At 65.4% G+C, this 16,293-nt stretch carries 21 protein-coding genes and 1 tRNA gene; 6 read left to right on the top strand and 16 right to left on the bottom strand.

Features of this window, described 5'->3' with window-relative positions; translation table 11 throughout:
• Positions 1-83: 83 nt before the first annotated feature.
• Genes AC4PRM_RS12440 through AC4PRM_RS12425 form a run of 4 tightly spaced genes read right to left on the bottom strand, consistent with a single transcriptional unit; the run spans position 84 to position 3,058 of the window.
• Positions 84-821 carry a lysophospholipid acyltransferase family protein gene (locus AC4PRM_RS12440; RefSeq protein ID WP_492040107.1) on the bottom strand — a complete coding sequence of 246 codons (738 nt, stop codon included), beginning with the start codon at positions 819-821 and terminating at the stop codon, positions 84-86.
• Complete coding sequence (locus tag AC4PRM_RS12435; RefSeq protein WP_373256229.1) at positions 818-1,465, bottom strand: YdcF family protein; 648 nt, start codon at positions 1,463-1,465, stop codon at positions 818-820. The genes AC4PRM_RS12440 and AC4PRM_RS12435 overlap by 4 nt, the downstream gene beginning before the upstream one ends.
• Before the next feature lie 10 nt (positions 1,466-1,475).
• Positions 1,476-2,330: a cell division protein FtsX gene (locus tag AC4PRM_RS12430; RefSeq protein ID WP_492040106.1), complete on the bottom strand. Its 855-nt coding sequence runs from the start codon at positions 2,328-2,330 to the stop codon at positions 1,476-1,478.
• Between the two features lie 23 nt (positions 2,331-2,353).
• Positions 2,354-3,058, bottom strand: coding sequence for a cell division ATP-binding protein FtsE (locus AC4PRM_RS12425; protein WP_492040105.1), 705 nt, complete (start codon positions 3,056-3,058; stop codon positions 2,354-2,356).
• Positions 3,059-3,127: 69 nt separating this feature from the next.
• Between AC4PRM_RS12425 and AC4PRM_RS12420 the strand changes: the two genes are divergently transcribed.
• Together AC4PRM_RS12420 and AC4PRM_RS12415 are read left to right on the top strand one after the other, a co-directional pair.
• Positions 3,128-4,099: an MJ0042-type zinc finger domain-containing protein gene (locus tag AC4PRM_RS12420; RefSeq protein WP_492040104.1), complete on the top strand. Its 972-nt coding sequence runs from the start codon at positions 3,128-3,130 to the stop codon at positions 4,097-4,099.
• Positions 4,092-4,625, top strand: coding sequence for a phosphoribosyltransferase (locus AC4PRM_RS12415; RefSeq protein ID WP_373256225.1), 534 nt, complete (start codon positions 4,092-4,094; stop codon positions 4,623-4,625). The genes AC4PRM_RS12420 and AC4PRM_RS12415 overlap by 8 nt, the downstream gene beginning before the upstream one ends.
• On the opposite strand, the gene lysA is transcribed toward AC4PRM_RS12415, so the two are convergent.
• The 3 genes from lysA to argH are packed head-to-tail and all read right to left on the bottom strand — an operon-like array spanning position 4,622 to position 7,517.
• Positions 4,622-5,896 (bottom strand): diaminopimelate decarboxylase, encoded by a 1,275-nt coding sequence (lysA, locus tag AC4PRM_RS12410; RefSeq protein WP_492040103.1) that lies wholly within the window; start codon positions 5,894-5,896, stop codon positions 4,622-4,624. The genes AC4PRM_RS12415 and lysA overlap by 4 nt on opposite strands.
• An 8-nt stretch (positions 5,897-5,904) precedes the next feature.
• Positions 5,905-6,138, bottom strand: a complete 234-nt coding sequence (locus AC4PRM_RS12405; protein ID WP_373256223.1) for a hypothetical protein — start codon at positions 6,136-6,138, stop codon at positions 5,905-5,907.
• Positions 6,139-6,149: 11 nt separating this feature from the next.
• Positions 6,150-7,517, bottom strand: coding sequence for an argininosuccinate lyase (gene argH / locus AC4PRM_RS12400; RefSeq protein WP_492040292.1), 1,368 nt, complete (start codon positions 7,515-7,517; stop codon positions 6,150-6,152).
• 100 nt (positions 7,518-7,617) lie between these two features.
• Between argH and AC4PRM_RS12395 the strand changes: the two genes are divergently transcribed.
• Complete coding sequence (locus tag AC4PRM_RS12395) at positions 7,618-8,181, top strand: TlpA family protein disulfide reductase (protein ID WP_492040102.1); 564 nt, start codon at positions 7,618-7,620, stop codon at positions 8,179-8,181.
• 4 nt (positions 8,182-8,185) lie between these two features.
• Here AC4PRM_RS12395 and AC4PRM_RS12390 read toward each other — a convergent pair whose 3' ends face one another.
• The 3 genes from AC4PRM_RS12390 to AC4PRM_RS12380 form a co-directional block, all read right to left on the bottom strand.
• Entirely contained in the window at positions 8,186-8,491 is a 306-nt protein-coding gene (locus AC4PRM_RS12390) for a hypothetical protein (protein WP_373256221.1), read from the bottom strand.
• 167 nt (positions 8,492-8,658) lie between these two features.
• Positions 8,659-9,324 carry a hypothetical protein gene (locus AC4PRM_RS12385; protein WP_492040101.1) on the bottom strand — a complete coding sequence of 222 codons (666 nt, stop codon included), beginning with the start codon at positions 9,322-9,324 and terminating at the stop codon, positions 8,659-8,661.
• Between the two features lie 66 nt (positions 9,325-9,390).
• Complete coding sequence (locus tag AC4PRM_RS12380) at positions 9,391-9,594, bottom strand: hypothetical protein (RefSeq protein WP_492040100.1); 204 nt, start codon at positions 9,592-9,594, stop codon at positions 9,391-9,393.
• 500 nt (positions 9,595-10,094) lie between these two features.
• Between AC4PRM_RS12380 and AC4PRM_RS12375 the strand changes: the two genes are divergently transcribed.
• Positions 10,095-10,358 carry a YegP family protein gene (locus AC4PRM_RS12375; protein ID WP_492040099.1) on the top strand — a complete coding sequence of 88 codons (264 nt, stop codon included), beginning with the start codon at positions 10,095-10,097 and terminating at the stop codon, positions 10,356-10,358.
• A 50-nt stretch (positions 10,359-10,408) separates the two neighbouring features.
• Positions 10,409-10,597 (top strand): hypothetical protein, encoded by a 189-nt coding sequence (locus AC4PRM_RS12370; RefSeq protein WP_492040098.1) that lies wholly within the window; start codon positions 10,409-10,411, stop codon positions 10,595-10,597.
• Positions 10,598-10,866: 269 nt separating this feature from the next.
• On the opposite strand, the gene AC4PRM_RS12365 is transcribed toward AC4PRM_RS12370, so the two are convergent.
• Positions 10,867-10,943: transfer RNA gene (locus AC4PRM_RS12365), tRNA-Met, on the bottom strand.
• Between the two features lie 222 nt (positions 10,944-11,165).
• Between AC4PRM_RS12365 and AC4PRM_RS12360 the strand changes: the two genes are divergently transcribed.
• Positions 11,166-12,392 carry a PQQ-dependent sugar dehydrogenase gene (locus AC4PRM_RS12360; protein WP_492040097.1) on the top strand — a complete coding sequence of 409 codons (1,227 nt, stop codon included), beginning with the start codon at positions 11,166-11,168 and terminating at the stop codon, positions 12,390-12,392.
• Between the two features lie 6 nt (positions 12,393-12,398).
• Here AC4PRM_RS12360 and AC4PRM_RS12355 read toward each other — a convergent pair whose 3' ends face one another.
• The 5 genes from AC4PRM_RS12355 to argB all read right to left on the bottom strand — a co-directional run bounded on the left by AC4PRM_RS12355 (position 12,399) and on the right by argB (position 15,939).
• Positions 12,399-13,088, bottom strand: coding sequence for a Crp/Fnr family transcriptional regulator (locus AC4PRM_RS12355; protein ID WP_492040096.1), 690 nt, complete (start codon positions 13,086-13,088; stop codon positions 12,399-12,401).
• 77 nt (positions 13,089-13,165) lie between these two features.
• On the bottom strand, positions 13,166-13,402 hold the full coding sequence (locus AC4PRM_RS12350; protein ID WP_373256218.1) for a hypothetical protein: 237 nt from the start codon (positions 13,400-13,402) through the stop codon (positions 13,166-13,168).
• A 91-nt stretch (positions 13,403-13,493) separates the two neighbouring features.
• Positions 13,494-14,354: a 2,3,4,5-tetrahydropyridine-2,6-dicarboxylate N-succinyltransferase gene (gene dapD / locus AC4PRM_RS12345; RefSeq protein ID WP_492040095.1), complete on the bottom strand. Its 861-nt coding sequence runs from the start codon at positions 14,352-14,354 to the stop codon at positions 13,494-13,496.
• The gene (locus AC4PRM_RS12340) at positions 14,351-15,025 is read right to left on the bottom strand and encodes a pyrimidine 5'-nucleotidase (protein WP_492040094.1); all 675 of its coding nucleotides are present in this window, start codon (positions 15,023-15,025) and stop codon (positions 14,351-14,353) included. The genes dapD and AC4PRM_RS12340 overlap by 4 nt, the downstream gene beginning before the upstream one ends.
• Positions 15,022-15,939 carry an acetylglutamate kinase gene (argB, locus tag AC4PRM_RS12335; protein WP_373256215.1) on the bottom strand — a complete coding sequence of 306 codons (918 nt, stop codon included), beginning with the start codon at positions 15,937-15,939 and terminating at the stop codon, positions 15,022-15,024. The genes AC4PRM_RS12340 and argB overlap by 4 nt, the downstream gene beginning before the upstream one ends.
• Positions 15,940-16,293: the final 354 nt, after the last annotated feature.

Genomic DNA, 16,293 nt, shown 5'->3' with positions numbered 1-16,293 from the left:
CCAAGCGCCGGATGAGGGTCGGCTGGTTGGAGCGGCGAAGCCGCCGCTGACCGTAGCCCCTCACCCTTGCGCCTTGCCGATCGCTACACTCTCGGAGGCTCAAGCCCTCTCGCCGGGAGAGGGAGCAGATTGGTGGACGCCCCCTCCAGCCTCTCCTCCAGTTGCGCCATAAACTCCGCCCGCTTCAGACCGGCAGGCACCTGCGGCAGGAACTCATAGACCACGGTCCCCGGATAGCGGCGGAACCCGTGCGCGGGCCAGTGGACGCCGGAGTTGGTGGCCATGGGGGTGCAAGGAACGTCGAGGTCGCGGTACAGGGCGGCGATGCCGGGCTTGTAGTCGGGCGCGGCCCCGACCTCGGCCCGTGTGCCTTCCGGGAAGATCAGGATCTGGCGACCCTCGGCGTGGCGGGCCCGGGCCTGTTTGACCATGTCCTTAAGGGCCTTGGCATGGGCCGAGCGATCGACGGCGATCATCCGCGTCTTCCAGGCGAACCAGCCGAAGAAGGGCAGCGGCATCAGCTCCTTCTTCATGATGAAACAGTTGTCCGGCAGGATGGCGAAGGGCGCGATGACGTCCAGCATGCTCTGATGCTTGCCCGCCATCAGGGCCGCGCCCGTCGGGCGATGCTCCAGCCCCCGGAACTCCACCTTCACGCCCGCGATCCAGCGCAGGCCGAACAGAATGAATTTGGCCCAGACCCGGATCACCGTCATGGCGACGCGATAGGGCAGCAGCAGGGTGGGCGACAGGCCGACGGCGAACACCGCCATCGACAGATAAAGCCAGACCACGAACAGCAGGGAGCGGAAGGTGGTCATGGACGGACAGCCTCTTCGACTGTCTGGTCATCGGACGCGGGTTCGACCGGCGCGGGCGCATCGCCGCTGACCCGCGTCCAGACCGCGCGACCCAAAGCCGCCAGATACTTCATGTATTCCAGCGTCATCCGCCGCGCCGTGACCGCCGCCTTCCACCAGCCACTGTTGTCCAGCGACGGGGTCTCGACCGCATAGGGCGTCAGCTCCACGCCCGGATAGGCCGAGCGGATTTCCACCATGGACCGGGGCATGTGATAGTCGGACGTCACCACGATCAGGCGGGTATAGCCCTTGTCGCGGGCCCAGGCCGCGATCTCCTGGGCATTGCCGATGGTGTCCATCGCCTCGAAGCCGAGATCGACACAGCAGTTGAACAGACGGTTGGAGCCGGGGGTCAGGGCGCGCAGTTCCTGGCGGCGCACCTCGCGATTGACGCCCGAGATCAGCACCCGGTCGCCCTTGTCGTTTTCCAGCAGGCGGATGGCCACATTGACCCGCTCGGCCGACGGCCCGGTCAGGGCCACGATGGCGTCCGCGCGTGCGGGGTCCTCGGCCGGGGTGAAGCCGCGCACCCGTTCGGCAAAGACGAACAGGCCGACCAGCCACATCAGGGCCAGGATGGCGACAAAGGTGAGAAACTTCATGGGCTTCAAGCTAGTGACGGTCCTTCATTCCCGCCAGCGCCGTGAAGCGCGCCGCGACAAGCGCCACCGTAGCGGCCAGCAGAGGACATGGCGATAGCAGCAGGATATCGCTCCATGCCACGGGCAGGGCCGGCGTGATCCCCTCGGTGCCTCCAAGCAGACGCAGGGCCGACGCCGCAGCCATGGCGGCGACCGCACCGATCGCCCCCGCCGTGGCCGCCAACAGGGCATATCGACGCTGGAACAGCCAGGCGACGGCTCCGTCGGAGGCCCCGTTCAGGCTGAGCGTCTCAATCAACGCCCTTTGCGCCGCCATTCCTGCGCGCGTCGCATACACGACCGCCGCCCCCGCCGCACCCGCGGTCAGCAGGAAGGCGGCAATAGCGAGCGCCGTTATCAGGCCCGCCGACCGTTCCACCTCGCCGCGCCACAGGCTGTGGTCGTCGACGCTGGCGTCCAGCCCCGCCTCGGCCAAGGCGCGACTGAGGGTGACGGCGCTGGCGGGGGCGTCGCGGTCCAGCCGCACGGTGATCAGATAGGGCAAGGGCAGGTCGGGCAGGACGGCATCCCCGACCCAGGGCCGCAGCAGATCCTCCGCCGTCTTTCGATCCATCGTCTGGGCCTCGGCCACGCCGGTGACCCCGGCCAGGGTCTCGGCGGCGCGGGCGGCAGCCTCGGCCCCAGTCTCGCCGACGCGGGGCCGCACCTGTACGGTCGCCTCAGTGCCCAGCTGGCGCGCCCAGCCGTGAGCGGCCCGGTCTGCTGCGGCGGCCCCGACAGCGGCCAGACAGGCGAGGAAACACAGCACCGCGATCAGCGACACCAGCCAGCGCTCGCCGCCCGCGTCACGGGGCAGCAGGCTCATCCTGCTGCTGGTCAGCCGGCCGATCATGTATCACCGCCTGTCAGACGACCGCTCTCCAGCCGCAACAGGGTGGCCCCGGACCGCTCGGCCAGGGCCTGGTCATGGCTGGCGATCAGGACCGTGGTGCCCAGCCGGTTCATCGACTGAAACAGTTTCAGCAGCCGCTCGGCCATGACGGCATCGACACTGCCGGTCGGTTCGTCGGCCAGGATCAGGTCGGGGCGGGTGACCACGGCCCGGGCGATGGCCAGCCGTTGCTGCTCCCCACCGGACAGGGTGGAGGGTCGCGCCTCCATCCGGTCGCCCAGCCCGACCCAGGCCAGTATCTCCTCGACGTCGGCCCGGTACGCCTTCTGGCCCGTCAGGCGCAGCGGCAGGGCGACATTGTCGAAGGCCGACAGGTGATCCAGCAGGCGGAAATCCTGGAACACCATGCCCATGCGACGGCGAAAACCGGGCAGCTCGCGCCGCGTCGCCGCCGTCGCGTCCTGGCCGAACAGATGCAGCCGCCCGGAGACTGGCCGTTCGGCCAGGGTCAGCAACTTCAGCAGCGTCGATTTTCCCGCTCCGGACGGCCCGGTAAGGAAATGGAAAGAGCCGGCAGGCAAGGTAAGGTTAATGTCCCGCAACGCGCGGTGCGTTTGCGCATAGCCGAAGCCCACGCCCTCAAGGCGGACGGTCGCGGCGGCGGAGGCGGTGTCGGGCGTGCGGCGGGGCTGGACGGACATGAATTTTGGATCAGGACGCGGTGTGATCGCCGCGACGGGAGGGGGCGAAGAGCCTCGCAGTCAGCGCCCATGATACTGACCTGCCCGTCATGCGCCACCAGCTATTTCACCCCCGATGAAGCGATCGGGCCGGGCGGTCGCTCGGTCCGTTGCAAGACGTGCCAGCACACCTGGCGCGCGACGCTGGACGAGCCGCTGGAACTCAGCGAAGCGCCGCCTGTGGTGGCCAAGACTGTCCCACAGGAAACCACCAGCTTCGGCAAGCGCGAGGAGCCGGAATCCGAATCACTGGCCGAGACCCCCGCGCCCGAACTGCCCAAGGCTTACCGCGCCAAGGTGGAACAGCAGCGCCGCCTGAGGCGCGCCGCGACCCACGGCGTGGTCTGGGCTGGGATCGCCTCCGGTTTCGCACTTCTGCTTGGGGCTGCATGGCTGTTCCGGGTCGAGGTCGTGGAGATGATGCCGCGCACGGCCGCCGCCTATGCGGCCGTCGGGATGGAGGTCAATCCGACCGGTCTGGACTTCGAGGCGCTGACGGGACGGGCCCTGCCGAACGATCCGGGCAAGATCGTCATCTCTGGAGCCCTGCGGAACGTGAGGGACAATGAGCGGGTCGCGCCGCCGGTGCGGGTCGCTTTGCTGGACGAGAACGGTGCCGAGATCGGCCACGCCATCGTGCGCATCGACGCGGCCCCTGTACTGCCGGGCAAGGTCCAGGGTTTTGCCGGCATCGTTGATGACCCCGGCGGCAAGGGTCGTGGTGTGGCTGTCGATTTTGTCCTGACCGAAACATCTGAGCCAACTCATGCTGAGCCGCATGACGCAAGGCCGACCGCCGACCACGGCGAAGCCACTCAGCATGCAACTGCACCCGCCCCTCGTCCGCTTCCTGTCGCCGATGACGGGGCGCTGCGTCCTGCGCTTCCGTCCAGTTCGACAGAGCCGCTGAATATGCAGCCGATCGACGCGGTGGCGACCAACGTCAGCACGACGGCCCTCGACAATAGCCGTGGCGGGGCGGTATCCGCCCCTCATGGCTGACCCTGCACCCACACCCACCGTCCTTCTGCCCGAGGCCGAGGTTCAGCGCATCGTCGCCGACATGGCCGCGCGCATCGCCCCCGTCATTGATGACGAGACGGTGGCGGTCGTCCTGCTGACGGGCGGCCTGTGGTTCGCCGCCGATCTGACCCGGGCACTGGCGCGCGTGGGCCGCAACGTCCGCTTCGACGCGCTATGGCTGGCCTCCTATGGCGACGAACAGTCCAGCCGGGGACGGATCGACGTCTATGCCCCGCTGCAACGCTCGGTCGAGGGCCGCCGCGTCCTGATTCTGGACGATGTGTTCGACACAGGCCTGTCGCTGGCCGAGGCCGTGAAGATCGCCCGGGCGGCCGGTGCCTCCGAAGTCGTTACCGCCGTCTTCGCCAAGAAGCCCTGGCCCCTGCCGCGCGCGCCGGAGCCGGACTTCGTCGGCTGGGACGCCCCGAACCGGTTCCTGGTCGGATATGGGCTGGATCACGCGGGCGCGCTGCGCGGCCTGCCGGATGTGTGCGCGCTGGACTAGAGCCAGTCCGCCTTCGGCTCCCGCGCCCACATGTCTTCATATGTTGGCCGGTCCCGGATGACGGCCCAGCGGTCGCCGTCGACCAGCACCTCGGCCACCAGCGGGCGGGAATTGTATTCGCTGGACATGACTGCGCCATAGGCCCCCGCGCCTGTGAAGGCGACCAGATCGCCGGCCTGAAGCGGAGCCAGCATGCGATCGCGGGCAAAGGTGTCGCCGGTCTCACAGACGGGGCCGACGATGTCGTAGGATAAGGCGTCGCCGCCGTGTGGTCGAACCGGTACGACCTCGTGGAAGGCGTCGTACAGCGCCGGGCGCATCAGGTCGTTCATGGCCGCATCCAGCACCAGAAAGCGACGGCCGTCGGCCCGCTCATTGACCTGGATCACGCGGCTGAGAAGCACCCCGGCATTGGCGGCCAGCAGGCGGCCGGGTTCGAACGCTGCCTCGACCTCCAGTCCGTCCAGTACGCGCGCGCACATGGCGACATAGTCGGCGATCGACGCGGTCTCCGCCTGGCCGTGATAGGGCACGCCCAGCCCGCCGCCGAGATCCAGCCGGGTCACCGACAGGCCCTGCGCCCGCAGGGTCAGGGTCATGTCGCGAAGGGTCCGGAACGCGGCCTCCAGCGGGGCCAGGTCCGTGATCTGGCTGCCGATGTGGCAGGCCAGGCCCACGGGCGTCACATGCGGCGAGGCGGAGGCGCGGGCATAGAGGGCCAGGGCTTCCTCGACCGGCACGCCGAACTTGTCGCCTTCGCCTCCGGTGGTGATCTTGGCGTGACCGCCCGCCCCGACTTTCGGGTTCACGCGAATGGCGATGTCCGGTGACTGGCCCTTGTGGGTGGCGACTGCGATCAGCCGGTCCAGCTCGACGCCGCTTTCGACATTGATCTGGCGTACGCCCTGTTCGAGGGCGAAGGCCAGTTCGGCGTCCGTCTTGCCGACGCCGGAGAAGATGATGCGGTCGGCCGGCACGCCCGCCTTCAGCGCCCGGCGGATTTCACCTTCGGATACCGTATCGGCTCCGCAGCCTATTCGGGCCAGGGTCGCCAGCACCGAGATATTGGAGTTGGCCTTGACCGCAAAGGCGATCAGGGCGTCGCCCAGTGCGGACCGATGTGCCGCTACCGCGTCACGCAACAGTCCGTAATGCCGGGCCAGGGTTGCAGTCGAATAGACATAGGTCGGCGTGCCGACCTGCTCAGCCAGCGTCTCCAGTGCGACGCCTTCGGCGTAAAGCCCGCCGTCCTTCAGAACGAAATGGTGCAAGCGCGGACCTAGTTGGGGCTGGAGCCCGAGCCGCCGAAGGGGCTGCTGGGGCCGCCGTCGATCGGCATCTGGCTGGGCGGACGGTTGACCGTCGCGGGCTCGGGCAGGCTGGGCGCACGGCCGTCGCGCTGGGCGCGTTCGGTCTCACGGGCGGGCGGTGCCTCCAGGTCGGCCATGCGACCACAGGCAGCAGCCCCGGCGGCGAACAGCGCCACAGTGCCCAACAGAACGACCTTCTTCATCGTGAACTCTTTCATGCGAGACGTGACTTCCACTCGGCGATGCGCGCGCGAACCTGTTCCGGCGCGGTGCCGCCGAAGCTCTGGCGGCTGGCGCAGGAGGCTTGGGGGCTGAGAACCTCATACACGGCTTCGGTGACGCCGGGATGCAGGTTTTTCAGTTCGTCCAGCGGCAGATCAGCCAGCCCCAGGCCGAGGGTCTCCGCCCGTTTCACTGCCGCACCCGTGACATGGTGTGCCTGGCGGAAGGGCAGGTTCAGTTCGCGCACGAGCCAATCGGCCAGGTCGGTGGCGGTCGAGAAGCCTGCGCCCGCGGCCGAAGCCATCTTTTCCGTGTTCGGTTGCAGGGCCGAGACCATGGCCGTCATGGCACCCAGCGCCAGGGTCAGGGCGTCGAAGGCCTCGAACACCGGCGGCTTGTCCTCCTGCATGTCCTTGGAATAGGCCAGCGGCAGGCCCTTCATCACCGTCGACAGGGCGACCAGCGAACCCAGGATGCGGCCCGTCTTGGCGCGGACCAGTTCGGCGGCGTCCGGATTGCGCTTCTGGGGCATGATCGACGAGCCGGTGGTCAGGTCGTCGGGCAGGCTGGCAAAGCCGAACATCGGCGTCATCCAGACCACGATCTCCTCCGCCAGGCGCGACAGATGCCCGGCGGTGATGGAGGCGGCGGCCAGGCTTTCCAGGGCGAAGTCACGGTCGGACACGGCGTCCAGACTGTTGGCCATCGGCCGGTCGAAGCCCAGGGCCTGTGACGTCATGTGGCGGTCGATGGGAAAGGGCGATCCAGCCAGGGCAGCGGCTCCCAGCGGGTTTTCGTTCATGCGGGTGCGGGCGTCGGCGAACCGCCCTGCGTCCCGTCCGAACATCTCGACATAGGCCATCAGATGGTGGCCCAGGGTCACCGGCTGGGCGGTCTGGAGGTGGGTGAAACCGGGCATCAGGTCACCCGCATGCTGATCGGCGCGGACCAGCAGGGCCTTCTGCAAGCCTTGTAGCTGTTTGACCGCCCGGTCGCAGGCGTCGCGCACCCAAAGGCGAAAATCGGTGGCGACCTGGTCGTTGCGGCTGCGGGCCGTGTGCAGCCGGCCCGACGGCTCGCCGATCAGTTCGGACAGGCGCGCCTCCACATTCATGTGGATGTCTTCGTATTGATCGCGGAAAGGGAACGTGCCGCCCGTGATCTCGGCTTCGATGGTGTCCAGTCCGCCCAGTATGGCCTGGCCATCCGCCTCGGTGATGATCGACTGCAACATCAGCATGCGGCAGTGGGCGCGCGATCCGGCCAGATCCTGGGCCCACAGACGCTGGTCAACCCCTATGGAGACGTTGATCGCCTGCATGATGTCAGCGGGGCGCGACGAAAAGCGTCCCCCCCACATGTCTTGACCGGCGCTCGCGGACTTGGTCTGGGTCGCGCGCCCCGCGTCGGGGGCAGGCGTCGATGGTTCGGTCATGAACGGCTCGAGGAAGGCAGTGGCAGTGGGAGCCGCGATCGTGCTGCTGGGCCTGATCGCGGGGGGTGTCACCCTATACGCCCATCAGGCGGGCAAAAGCGACCTGTCCCGCTATGCCACCGGTCAGCTGGCCGCGCTGGTCGTTCCGGACGCGCCGATGTCCGCGCCGGACCATGGGTTCAAGACTCGCGATGGAGCCGATGCGACCCTGGCTGACTTCCGCGGCAAGGTCGTGGTGGTCAATGTCTGGGCCATGTGGTGCGCCCCGTGCCGGACAGAGATGCCGACACTGGCGACCCTGGCGCAGGCCTACGAGGGTACCGACCTGCTTGTCCTGCCGGTCAACGTCGATGCGACGCCCGATCAGATTGCTGCGGGCGCGGCCTTCATCGACGACCACGCCCCGCTGCCGTTCTACAGCGACCCAAGTTTTCAACTGCCGTTTGAACTGCCCGGCAAGGGGGCCATGCCCCAGACGGTCCTGATCGACCGTCAGGGGCGGGTCCGGGCCAGCTATTCCGGCGGTGCTGACTGGGCCGGCCCCGAGGCTCGCGCCTTGGTCGAGGCGCTTCTGGCGGAGCCGGGCTGAGCCATTAGTTGGCCGGTACGCGCTCATCCGTAGAAGGATTGACTGCGCCGGCACGACCTTCTGCTGCCGCTTCGGCCTGGTTCTCTTCCAGCTCATTGGCGACATTGCTGGCACCTTCCTCGACGGCCTGGGCAGCTTTCATGGCACCGGACTCAATGACTTCGCCAGCCTGCGCCGCGACATCACCGGCCGTGTCGGCCGCCGCTTCTGCCTCGACTTCGGCCCTGTCCTGTTCGGACTCTGTACAAGCAGCCATGCCCAGCGACAGGGCGGCGATGGCGGCGGCGGCGGCGGGAATACGAATACGCATGAATGTCCTCCAGGATTGAACCTTGGCCGTTAACGCGACAGGTCTGGAGGGGTTGCGGCGGCGATGGTAGCTGGAGGCAGGTTCGTACCGACCCCCAACTTGGTTGATGCTATAATAGCCATACGCGCTTAGCGGCAAATGCGTCCGTTAAAGCGGAAGTCTTAATGCTAGCGCTCTACAGCCTTTTTAGGCGAGATCATTTCGACTACTCGAGCTTCAGCCTCATCGACTTGCTGCCATACGGCGGCAGCAATTGTACGGTAACGATCGCTAAGCACGTACTCGACAAGGTAGTCTGGCATTTCTAACTGGGCGGCGAGCTCGAGGCTGCTCTCTTCATTATCAGCGATGCGCTTGATGGCCCCATCACGTAAGTGGCGAGGGAACAGGAGTTCGATCGCGATAAACTTGGCAAGCTCTTCTGACCGGATGTCCTGGCCGACGCCATCATCGTTTGGAAGAGCCGAATCGTCCTGAGTATAAAATTCGATGATACCGCTTGGGCGATCAGTCAGGTTTTCGCCATTTGCGATCATGATCTGACCGGCTTCTTTCGCGAAAACATAGCGGCGGCCGTCCTCCGGCAAGCCGCGTTGGATGAGAACCTTGGCCTCGCCGTTCGGGAGCGTAATGACCAAACCGCGAACGCTGCCGTTCCGGGGCTTGATCTCAACGGCTTCTAACCTGATGCCATAACATTCGTTGATAGCAACCGTCAGGTCGTCCAAGCTCAGTTTGCTGCCGTCGTGGCCCACGCAGTAGGCGCGCATGGCCTCGCGAACTTTCGCCACTTCGCGAAAGGCTTTGACCAGCTCCTCCAACGTGATTTGCATTATTCCTCCAACGAAAAAAGGCCCCGGCGAACCGGAGCCTTTCGTTCTAGCACACAGAAAGGTGAGTTATCGAACGCGGTTCGAATCACTCCAGGATTCGATCCGAGTGAAGTTCCCCTTCTCGTACGCGTCAAGGAAGTGATTCACTTCTCCACATACATCCTCGGCCGTCATCTCCGACACGGGAGCAAGGAAAAACTTGAGGTCCTTCACTTTCCCGGCTTCGCGATCGGCCTTGAAGCGCGCGTCGAGCGTTTGCTTTTCTGACATTCTTAAGGCCTCCTTTCTGTGCGCGTAAATCTGCGCAACTCACTAAACCAAACCCCTTAACGGGGAATGAGTTCATAATTTGGGCGCCGCCTAGCGATTTTCAACCTGATGGTCAAGAGTTTTTGGCGGAGACCGTTTTCAACGTTTAACCGACTCTACAAGAGGTACACAAGCGGTACGGCGACGTTTATGCATTTGGTGTTGCATTGTTCGCTCGTTGGCGACAGCCGACGATAAGTCACACTTAGACGGTGCCGCGCACATCGGGCGTTATGCGAAGCGGGCGGCGCGGGCGGACAAAAGGAAACGCCCGCCTGTGGACGGGCGGGCGACCGGTCTTGCGAAATGGTTAAGCTATCCCACATCTCAGCGTTTGGGAGGGGAAGTCTTCTCCTGCCTTAAGCGAACTGACGCCGTTCAGCGGCGATGTCGTCAGTTCCGAGCAGCGTTCTGTCGGGGTGCAATCCGCAGGTAGCGCAGCTTAGGGGCAGTCGCAAGCCGTGGAGAAGACTAAGTTGAAAATACAAAAATGGAGGGCAGCCGATGGCTGGCGTTGGCGGTTCTGGTCCGACAACGGGAACATCATGGCTGAAAGCGGCGAAGCGTATGAACGGGAAGCGGGCTGCGACAATGCTCTGCGGACCCTTCGCACCGAGTTCGGTCGGGTCGGAGTCTATAAACCTGGAGCCACCCTCTTGGGTGCCACTGAGGTGCTGGACCCGAACTTCTACGGAGCCGGCAACGCTCTTCTCATGACTCGTTAGTGTAGGGAGGGGTGCCGCCTGGCACCCCTCTTCTCCAAAAAGGACACTTCATGACTGAAGTTCGTATCATCGACGTCACGCCGCCGCGTGGGCCCGCTGGCGTCACCATTTGGCAGATTGAGACTAGGCTGGGCGACCAGTTCCCTTGGCATCGCGACCAATCCGGTCGCCATACGGCCACCGACCTGGCCAAACTCATAGAGGTCGCGCGCGAGATCGATCCCGAGTTCGAGGGATAGCAACCGTCTGCCACAAGCCCAGAGCTTCGGTGCAAACGCACCCTTAATCGGTAATACCGCGACGGTGGACCATGACCGCCACTGTCCCCTGCTGCCCTTCCCCAATACCCAGTCCCGAGGGCTTGGACCCCGCCCTCTTGCGGATCGTTGAGGCGATGGCTCGCGCTCACGCTCAACGCGATTGGCGGGACAAATTAGAGATACGTTGGGTGACCGAATGAGGCTGGTTATCGACCCATTAGGCAGTTGATTTAACTAAGTATATTGAGTGGTAGCTGGAGGCGGACTTGAACCGCCGACCTGTGGGTTATGAATCCACCGCTCTAACCAGCTGAGCTATCCAGCCCCAATCGACGAACCAGTCGTTCAGGTTCCGACGGGAACTGGTCTGTCCGCCGGAAGAGGCCCGCCTATATAGGCGGGCGCGGGCGGTTTCAAGGTGCCGTGGTGTTGCCGTGACCAGAGGCGATCGGTCGCATCGTACGATCATCCTCTCGCGGAACGGCGAAGGTGCCGCTACCGTTGTTTGACCAATCCCGATCCCAGACCTGACCGCCGGAGTGTCCCAATGCGCCTGATCGCCCTCGCAGCCACTGTTTCTTCCCTGACGCTGGCCGCCGCTTGTGGTGCCAATGGCCAGGATGCGCCCGCTGCCACCGGCGGCCCTCTTGAAACCCGCCCGGCAAATGCGCCCAACCAGACCCCGGCCTTCCCTGAGCAGACACGTGCTCCGGCCGTCCGCACCGAAGCGGCCCTGGCCCATACGGTCGTCGCCTCGGGACTGGAGCACCCCTGGGGCCTGGCCATGCTGCCGGATGGTCGCTGGTTGGTAACGGAAAAGCCGGGCCGTCTGCGCATCATCACCGCCGAGGGTGTGGTCGGCGAGCCGATCACGGGCCTGCCCGTCGTGGATGCGCGCGGTCAGGGTGGCCTTCTGGACGTCGTGATCGCCCCGACGTTCGGTCAGGATCGCATGATCTACTGGAGCTATTCCGAGGCCCGGACCGGCGGCAATGCGACCTCGGTTGCGCGCGGCCGCCTGTCGGATGATGGGTCAAGCGTGGAGAACGCCCAGGTCATCTTCCGCGCCCTGCCGGTCTATGACGGCGACAAGCATTTCGGCTCTTCGCTGGCCTTCGCGCCCGATGGCCATCTGTTCATCACCTTGGGTGAGCGGTCCGATGCACCGATGCGGCCCCAGGCCCAGGATCTGGGCTCACACATGGGCAAGACCATCCGCATCAATGCTGACGGGACCGTGCCGCAGGACAACCCCTATGTCGGACAGGACGGAGCCTTGCCGGAGATCTGGAGCCTGGGTCACCGCAACGTCCAGGGCATCGCCATCGCCGCCAACGGCGACGTCTGGACCGTCGAGCACGGCACGCGCGGCGGCGACGAGATCAATCTGGATCAGGCGGGCAAGAACTATGGCTGGCCCGATGCTGCTTACGGCGTCGAATATCGTGGCGGCCCGATCAATGCGGGCAATACCGCCAAGGACGGCACCGAACAGCCCGTCTACTACTGGGATCCCGTCATCGCGCCGGGCGGCATGACCCTGTACCAAGGGGCCATGTTCCCGGGCTGGAACGGCAATCTGCTGGTTGCAGGCCTGAAGGACAAGCAGATCGCGCGGCTGGTGCTGGAGAATAACCGCGTCGTCGGCGAAGAGCGCCTGCTGACCGATCTGGGCGAGCGTGTGCGCGACGTGGCGGTGGGGTCGGACGGTGCCGTTTGGGCCATTACCGACGAGCAGAACGGCAAGCTGGTCCGGCTCGCGACCGCGAACTAGGCCTGTTCAGAGTGGCGGCTCTGCGGTGCGTCCATTGTAGCATTCGCAGGCCGTACGCTCGAGCATGGCCCGGTCGATGATGGTGATCTTACCCCGCGAATAGGTGATGGCCCCCGTCTTCTGCAGGGCCTGTGCGGCCTCATTCACCGTGGTCCGCTGAGACCCCAGCATGGCGGCCAGATATTCCTGAGTCAGGTTCAGTGTGTCGCCGTCCAGCCGGTCGTGACACCGCAGCAGCCATTTGGCGAACCGCTGCTCGGCCCTGTGCAGGGCATTACAGGCCCCGGATTGCTCCAACTCCGACTGGAGGGTCGAGGCATAGGACAGGATGGCGGACTGGATGGCCGGGCGTTCCTGGCACAACTGGCGCAGCCGACCGACCTCGATCTTCCAGGCCTCGCCATCGGCCTGGGCGGCATGGCGCGAATAGGTGCGAACAGGCGCTGCACTCGCGGCGGGGTGGGTAATGCCCTCGCGCCCGACCATGAAGACCTCGACCGTGCGTCCGTCCGCCATAGCGGCGACGGCAGAAACGATCCCTCGCCGGATCAGATAGACGTGCGTAACGGGTTCGCCCGCCTCCACGAAGACGTGGCCGACCTTAAAGGGGAAGAGGGTGGCCGCCCCGGTCAGGGCCTCGCGGTCTTCAGGCGACAGGGCAGCGAGCAGGGCATTCGACGGCAAGGCTTGATGCATAGTCGCCCGATAGGCGATGGCTGGACGGTTCGTCCGCCGGAAACCGACTTAGGCGAAACGACGTGTCAGGATGGTTCTCAGGCCGTAAGGGCCTGGTCGTGGACGAACGTATTCGGGCGCTTCGTGCCGCCCGCACGTTCGACACGCAGGACAAGGCGATCGCCTTCGTACAGCTCCACGCCCTGGCAACTGGCATGTTCATCCAGTCGCTTCATCGCGGAGCGGCTGGCCGCGCCGTCATCTTCGTATTCGGCCAGATCCAGCGCCGGGACATTGCCGCGCGGGTCGAAGAAATGGAATTGGTAGATGCGCATGGGAGCCCCCTCGCTTGAGGGGCATCTCTAGCGCTGCCTGCCGGTATCGTCTGTCGGATTGGCCACTTTGCGGCCAGACGGTGTTCCCGCTTCAGTCCCGCAACAGTTCGTTGACGCCGGTCTTGGCGCGAGTCTGGGCATCAACGCGCTTGACGATGACAGCGCAATACAAGGATGGACCCCCGTTCGGATCGGGCATCGCGCCAGGCACCACCACGCTGTAGGCCGGGACCTCGCCGCGGAAGACTTCGCCGGTCGCCCTGTCCACAATCTTGGTCGAGGCCGACAGATAGACGCCCATGGCAAGGACCGCGCCCTCGCGCACGATGACGCCCTCGGCCACCTCGGCGCGCGCGCCAATGAAGCAGCCGTCCTCGATGATGGTGGGATTGGCCTGCAGGGGTTCCAGCACGCCGCCGATGCCCGCGCCGCCGGACAGATGGACGTTCTTGCCGATCTGGGCACAGGACCCGACGGTGGCCCAGGCATCCACCATGGAGCCTTCATCGACATACGCCCCGATGTTCACGAAGGACGGCATCAGCACCACGTTGCGGCCGATGAAGGCCCCCTGACGCGCCACCGCACCGGGCACGGCGCGAAAGCCTGCACCCTCGAACTGGGCCTCGGTCCAGTTGGCCCATTTGACCGGCACCTTGTCCCAGTAGGGACCGGGAGTCGGGTCGATCTGACCCATGGTCGCCCCGACATGGGCCCCCATGCGGACGTTGGGATTCAGCCGGAAGGACAGAAGCACCGCCTTCTTCAGCCACTGATGTGTCGTCCAGACGCCGTCTTCACCCCGCGAGGCGACGCGCGCCTGACCGGAATCCAGCAGGGCCAGCGCCTGTTCGACGGCCTTGCGGACATCGCCGTGGGTGGCGGTCGATATGTCGGCCCGGTTGTCCCAGGCCTGTTCGATGACGGTTTCCAGATCGGCATGCGCGGTCATGCGGCGTCCTTGAAGCTCAGGTCGGAAAGGAAGTCGTGCAGGTCGGGCGCGATGTGGTCGATGTGGTCGCCCAATGGCTTGCCATGGCCGTCCCCGATCAGGATGGTCGCCATACCCAGGATCTTGGCGGGCTCCAGATTGCGGGGCGTATCCTCGAAGAAGGCCGCGCGGTGCGGATCAATGCTGAACCGGTCAAGCATCTTACGAAACGTCGCGGGTGCGGGCTTGGGCGTCAGTTCGGCATCCTCGATGGCGAAAACCCCTTCGAAGCAGTCGGCGATGCCCAGATGGGCCAACACCCGATGCGCATACTCACGCGCACCGTTGGTAAAGACATAGCATCGACCCGGCAGGGCCTTCAGTTGATCCGCCAGACGCGGGTCTGGCTCCAGCCCGTCCAGGGGCACGTCGTGAACCTCATGCAGGAAGCGGTCGGCGTCGATGGTGTAGCTGGCCATCAGACCGGCCAGGGTCGTGCCGTGCTCGTCCAGAAACTGGCGTTGCAGCACGGCCGCCTCATCCGGGGCCATGCCTACGGCCTCGACCACGAAGGCATTGATGCGGGCCTGAACGAGCGACATCAGTCCTTGTTCGCGCGGATAAAGGGTGTCGTCCATGTCGAACACCCAGTGGCGGACATGATCCAGTCCAGCGCCGACGGGACGGCTCATCCGGCTTTCACCAGGGTGCCGGCACCGTGCTCGGTGAACAGCTCGACCAGCATGGCATGCGGCCGGCGACCATCCAGGATGACCACGGCCTCGACCCCGGCGCGCACGGCGGCCATGGCCGTTTGCAGCTTGGGGATCATGCCGCCCGTGGCGACGCCGTCTTCGATCAGCTTCGACGCCTCGCCTACCGTCATCTGGCGGATGATCTCGCCGTCCGCGCCGCGCACGCCGGGCACATCGGTCAGCAGCAGCATGCGTTTGGCATTCAACGATCCGGCCAGGGCCCCGGCTACCGTGTCGGCATTCACATTGTAGGTCTGACCGTCCTCGGCCACACCGATCGGGGCGATGACGGGCACCCAGTCCTCTGTCTCCGATGCGATCAGGCCTGCGATCAGCTTGGGGTCCACCTTCGTAGGCTCGCCAACATAGCCCAGATCGACCTCGTGCTCGATCATGCTGTCGGGGTCGCGCTGGGTGCGTTTGGTCTTCTCGACCGTCAGCAGGCCGGCGTCCTTGCCCGACAGGCCGACGCCGCGCACGTCTGCCTCCTTGCCGGCCATGGTGATCCAGTGGGCGATCTCCTTGTTGACCGCGCCGGACAGGACCATCTCGGCCACCTCCATCGTAGCGGGATCGGTGACGCGCAGGCCGTCGACGAAGCTGGACTTCACGCCCGCCTTGTCCAGCATGGCGCTGATTTGAGGCCCGCCGCCGTGGACGACGACGGGATTGACGCCCATCAGCTTCAGCAGAACCACATCGGCCGCAAACTGTTTGGCCACGGTGCTCTCGCCCATGGCGTGGCCCCCGTATTTGATGACCACGATCTTGCGATCATAGACCTGGATGTAGGGCAGGGCCTCGGCCAGGGTCTTGGCGGTGTCCCAGCCGCGGTCTTCGGATTGGCGCATCGTCTCGTCCATCTGTCGGGTCACTAAGGCCAAGCCGGGGCCATGTCATTATCAAACGGAGGGTGTCATCGGGCGTTGGTTGCGTGAATTGGTGATGCAACTATGATGTAGCGTGGGCGCCACGTCGCATCGCAATACCGTAGGGACGGCTCGACCTTGACATTGCGGCCTGTTATGAGCGGACCTGTGGCGGTCCGTCGATTGTCCACGACTTCATTTTGGGCTGCGGAGGGCACTTCCCCATGCGCGTTAAGACTTTTATCCTGGCGACAAGCGCCGCGGGCGCACTCGCCCTTTCGGCCGGAACGGCCTCGGCAGAGCCGAACGGCTGGTACGGTGCGATCGACGCCGGTT

Source organism: Brevundimonas sp. DW-iso22 (genome assembly GCF_058725425.1).
The sequence above is the reverse complement of the archived record's forward strand: the minus strand, read 5'-3'. Positions and strand labels throughout refer to the sequence as shown.

Bases quoted from the DNA above. Each gene is read 5' to 3' on its own strand.
- AC4PRM_RS12440 (WP_492040107.1), bottom strand. From the start codon at position 821: ATGACCACCTTCCGCTCCCTGCTGTTCGTGGTCTGGCTTTATCTGTCG.
- AC4PRM_RS12435 (WP_373256229.1), bottom strand. From the start codon at position 1,465: ATGAAGTTTCTCACCTTTGTCGCCATCCTGGCCCTGATGTGGCTGGTC.
- AC4PRM_RS12430 (WP_492040106.1), bottom strand. From the start codon at position 2,330: ATGAGCCTGCTGCCCCGTGACGCGGGCGGCGAGCGCTGGCTGGTGTCG.
- AC4PRM_RS12425 (WP_492040105.1), bottom strand. From the start codon at position 3,058: ATGTCCGTCCAGCCCCGCCGCACGCCCGACACCGCCTCCGCCGCCGCG.
- AC4PRM_RS12420 (WP_492040104.1), top strand. From the start codon at position 3,128: ATGATACTGACCTGCCCGTCATGCGCCACCAGCTATTTCACCCCCGAT.
- AC4PRM_RS12415 (WP_373256225.1), top strand. From the start codon at position 4,092: ATGGCTGACCCTGCACCCACACCCACCGTCCTTCTGCCCGAGGCCGAG.
- AC4PRM_RS12405 (WP_373256223.1), bottom strand. From the start codon at position 6,138: ATGAAGAAGGTCGTTCTGTTGGGCACTGTGGCGCTGTTCGCCGCCGGG.
- argH (WP_492040292.1), bottom strand. From the start codon at position 7,517: ATGTGGGGGGGACGCTTTTCGTCGCGCCCCGCTGACATCATGCAGGCG.
- AC4PRM_RS12390 (WP_373256221.1), bottom strand. From the start codon at position 8,491: ATGCGTATTCGTATTCCCGCCGCCGCCGCCGCCATCGCCGCCCTGTCG.
- AC4PRM_RS12385 (WP_492040101.1), bottom strand. From the start codon at position 9,324: ATGCAAATCACGTTGGAGGAGCTGGTCAAAGCCTTTCGCGAAGTGGCG.
- AC4PRM_RS12380 (WP_492040100.1), bottom strand. From the start codon at position 9,594: ATGTCAGAAAAGCAAACGCTCGACGCGCGCTTCAAGGCCGATCGCGAA.
- AC4PRM_RS12370 (WP_492040098.1), top strand. From the start codon at position 10,409: ATGACTGAAGTTCGTATCATCGACGTCACGCCGCCGCGTGGGCCCGCT.
- AC4PRM_RS12360 (WP_492040097.1), top strand. From the start codon at position 11,166: ATGCGCCTGATCGCCCTCGCAGCCACTGTTTCTTCCCTGACGCTGGCC.
- AC4PRM_RS12355 (WP_492040096.1), bottom strand. From the start codon at position 13,088: ATGCATCAAGCCTTGCCGTCGAATGCCCTGCTCGCTGCCCTGTCGCCT.
- AC4PRM_RS12350 (WP_373256218.1), bottom strand. From the start codon at position 13,402: ATGCGCATCTACCAATTCCATTTCTTCGACCCGCGCGGCAATGTCCCG.
- dapD (WP_492040095.1), bottom strand. From the start codon at position 14,354: ATGACCGCGCATGCCGATCTGGAAACCGTCATCGAACAGGCCTGGGAC.
- AC4PRM_RS12340 (WP_492040094.1), bottom strand. From the start codon at position 15,025: ATGAGCCGTCCCGTCGGCGCTGGACTGGATCATGTCCGCCACTGGGTG.
- argB (WP_373256215.1), bottom strand. From the start codon at position 15,939: ATGCGCCAATCCGAAGACCGCGGCTGGGACACCGCCAAGACCCTGGCC.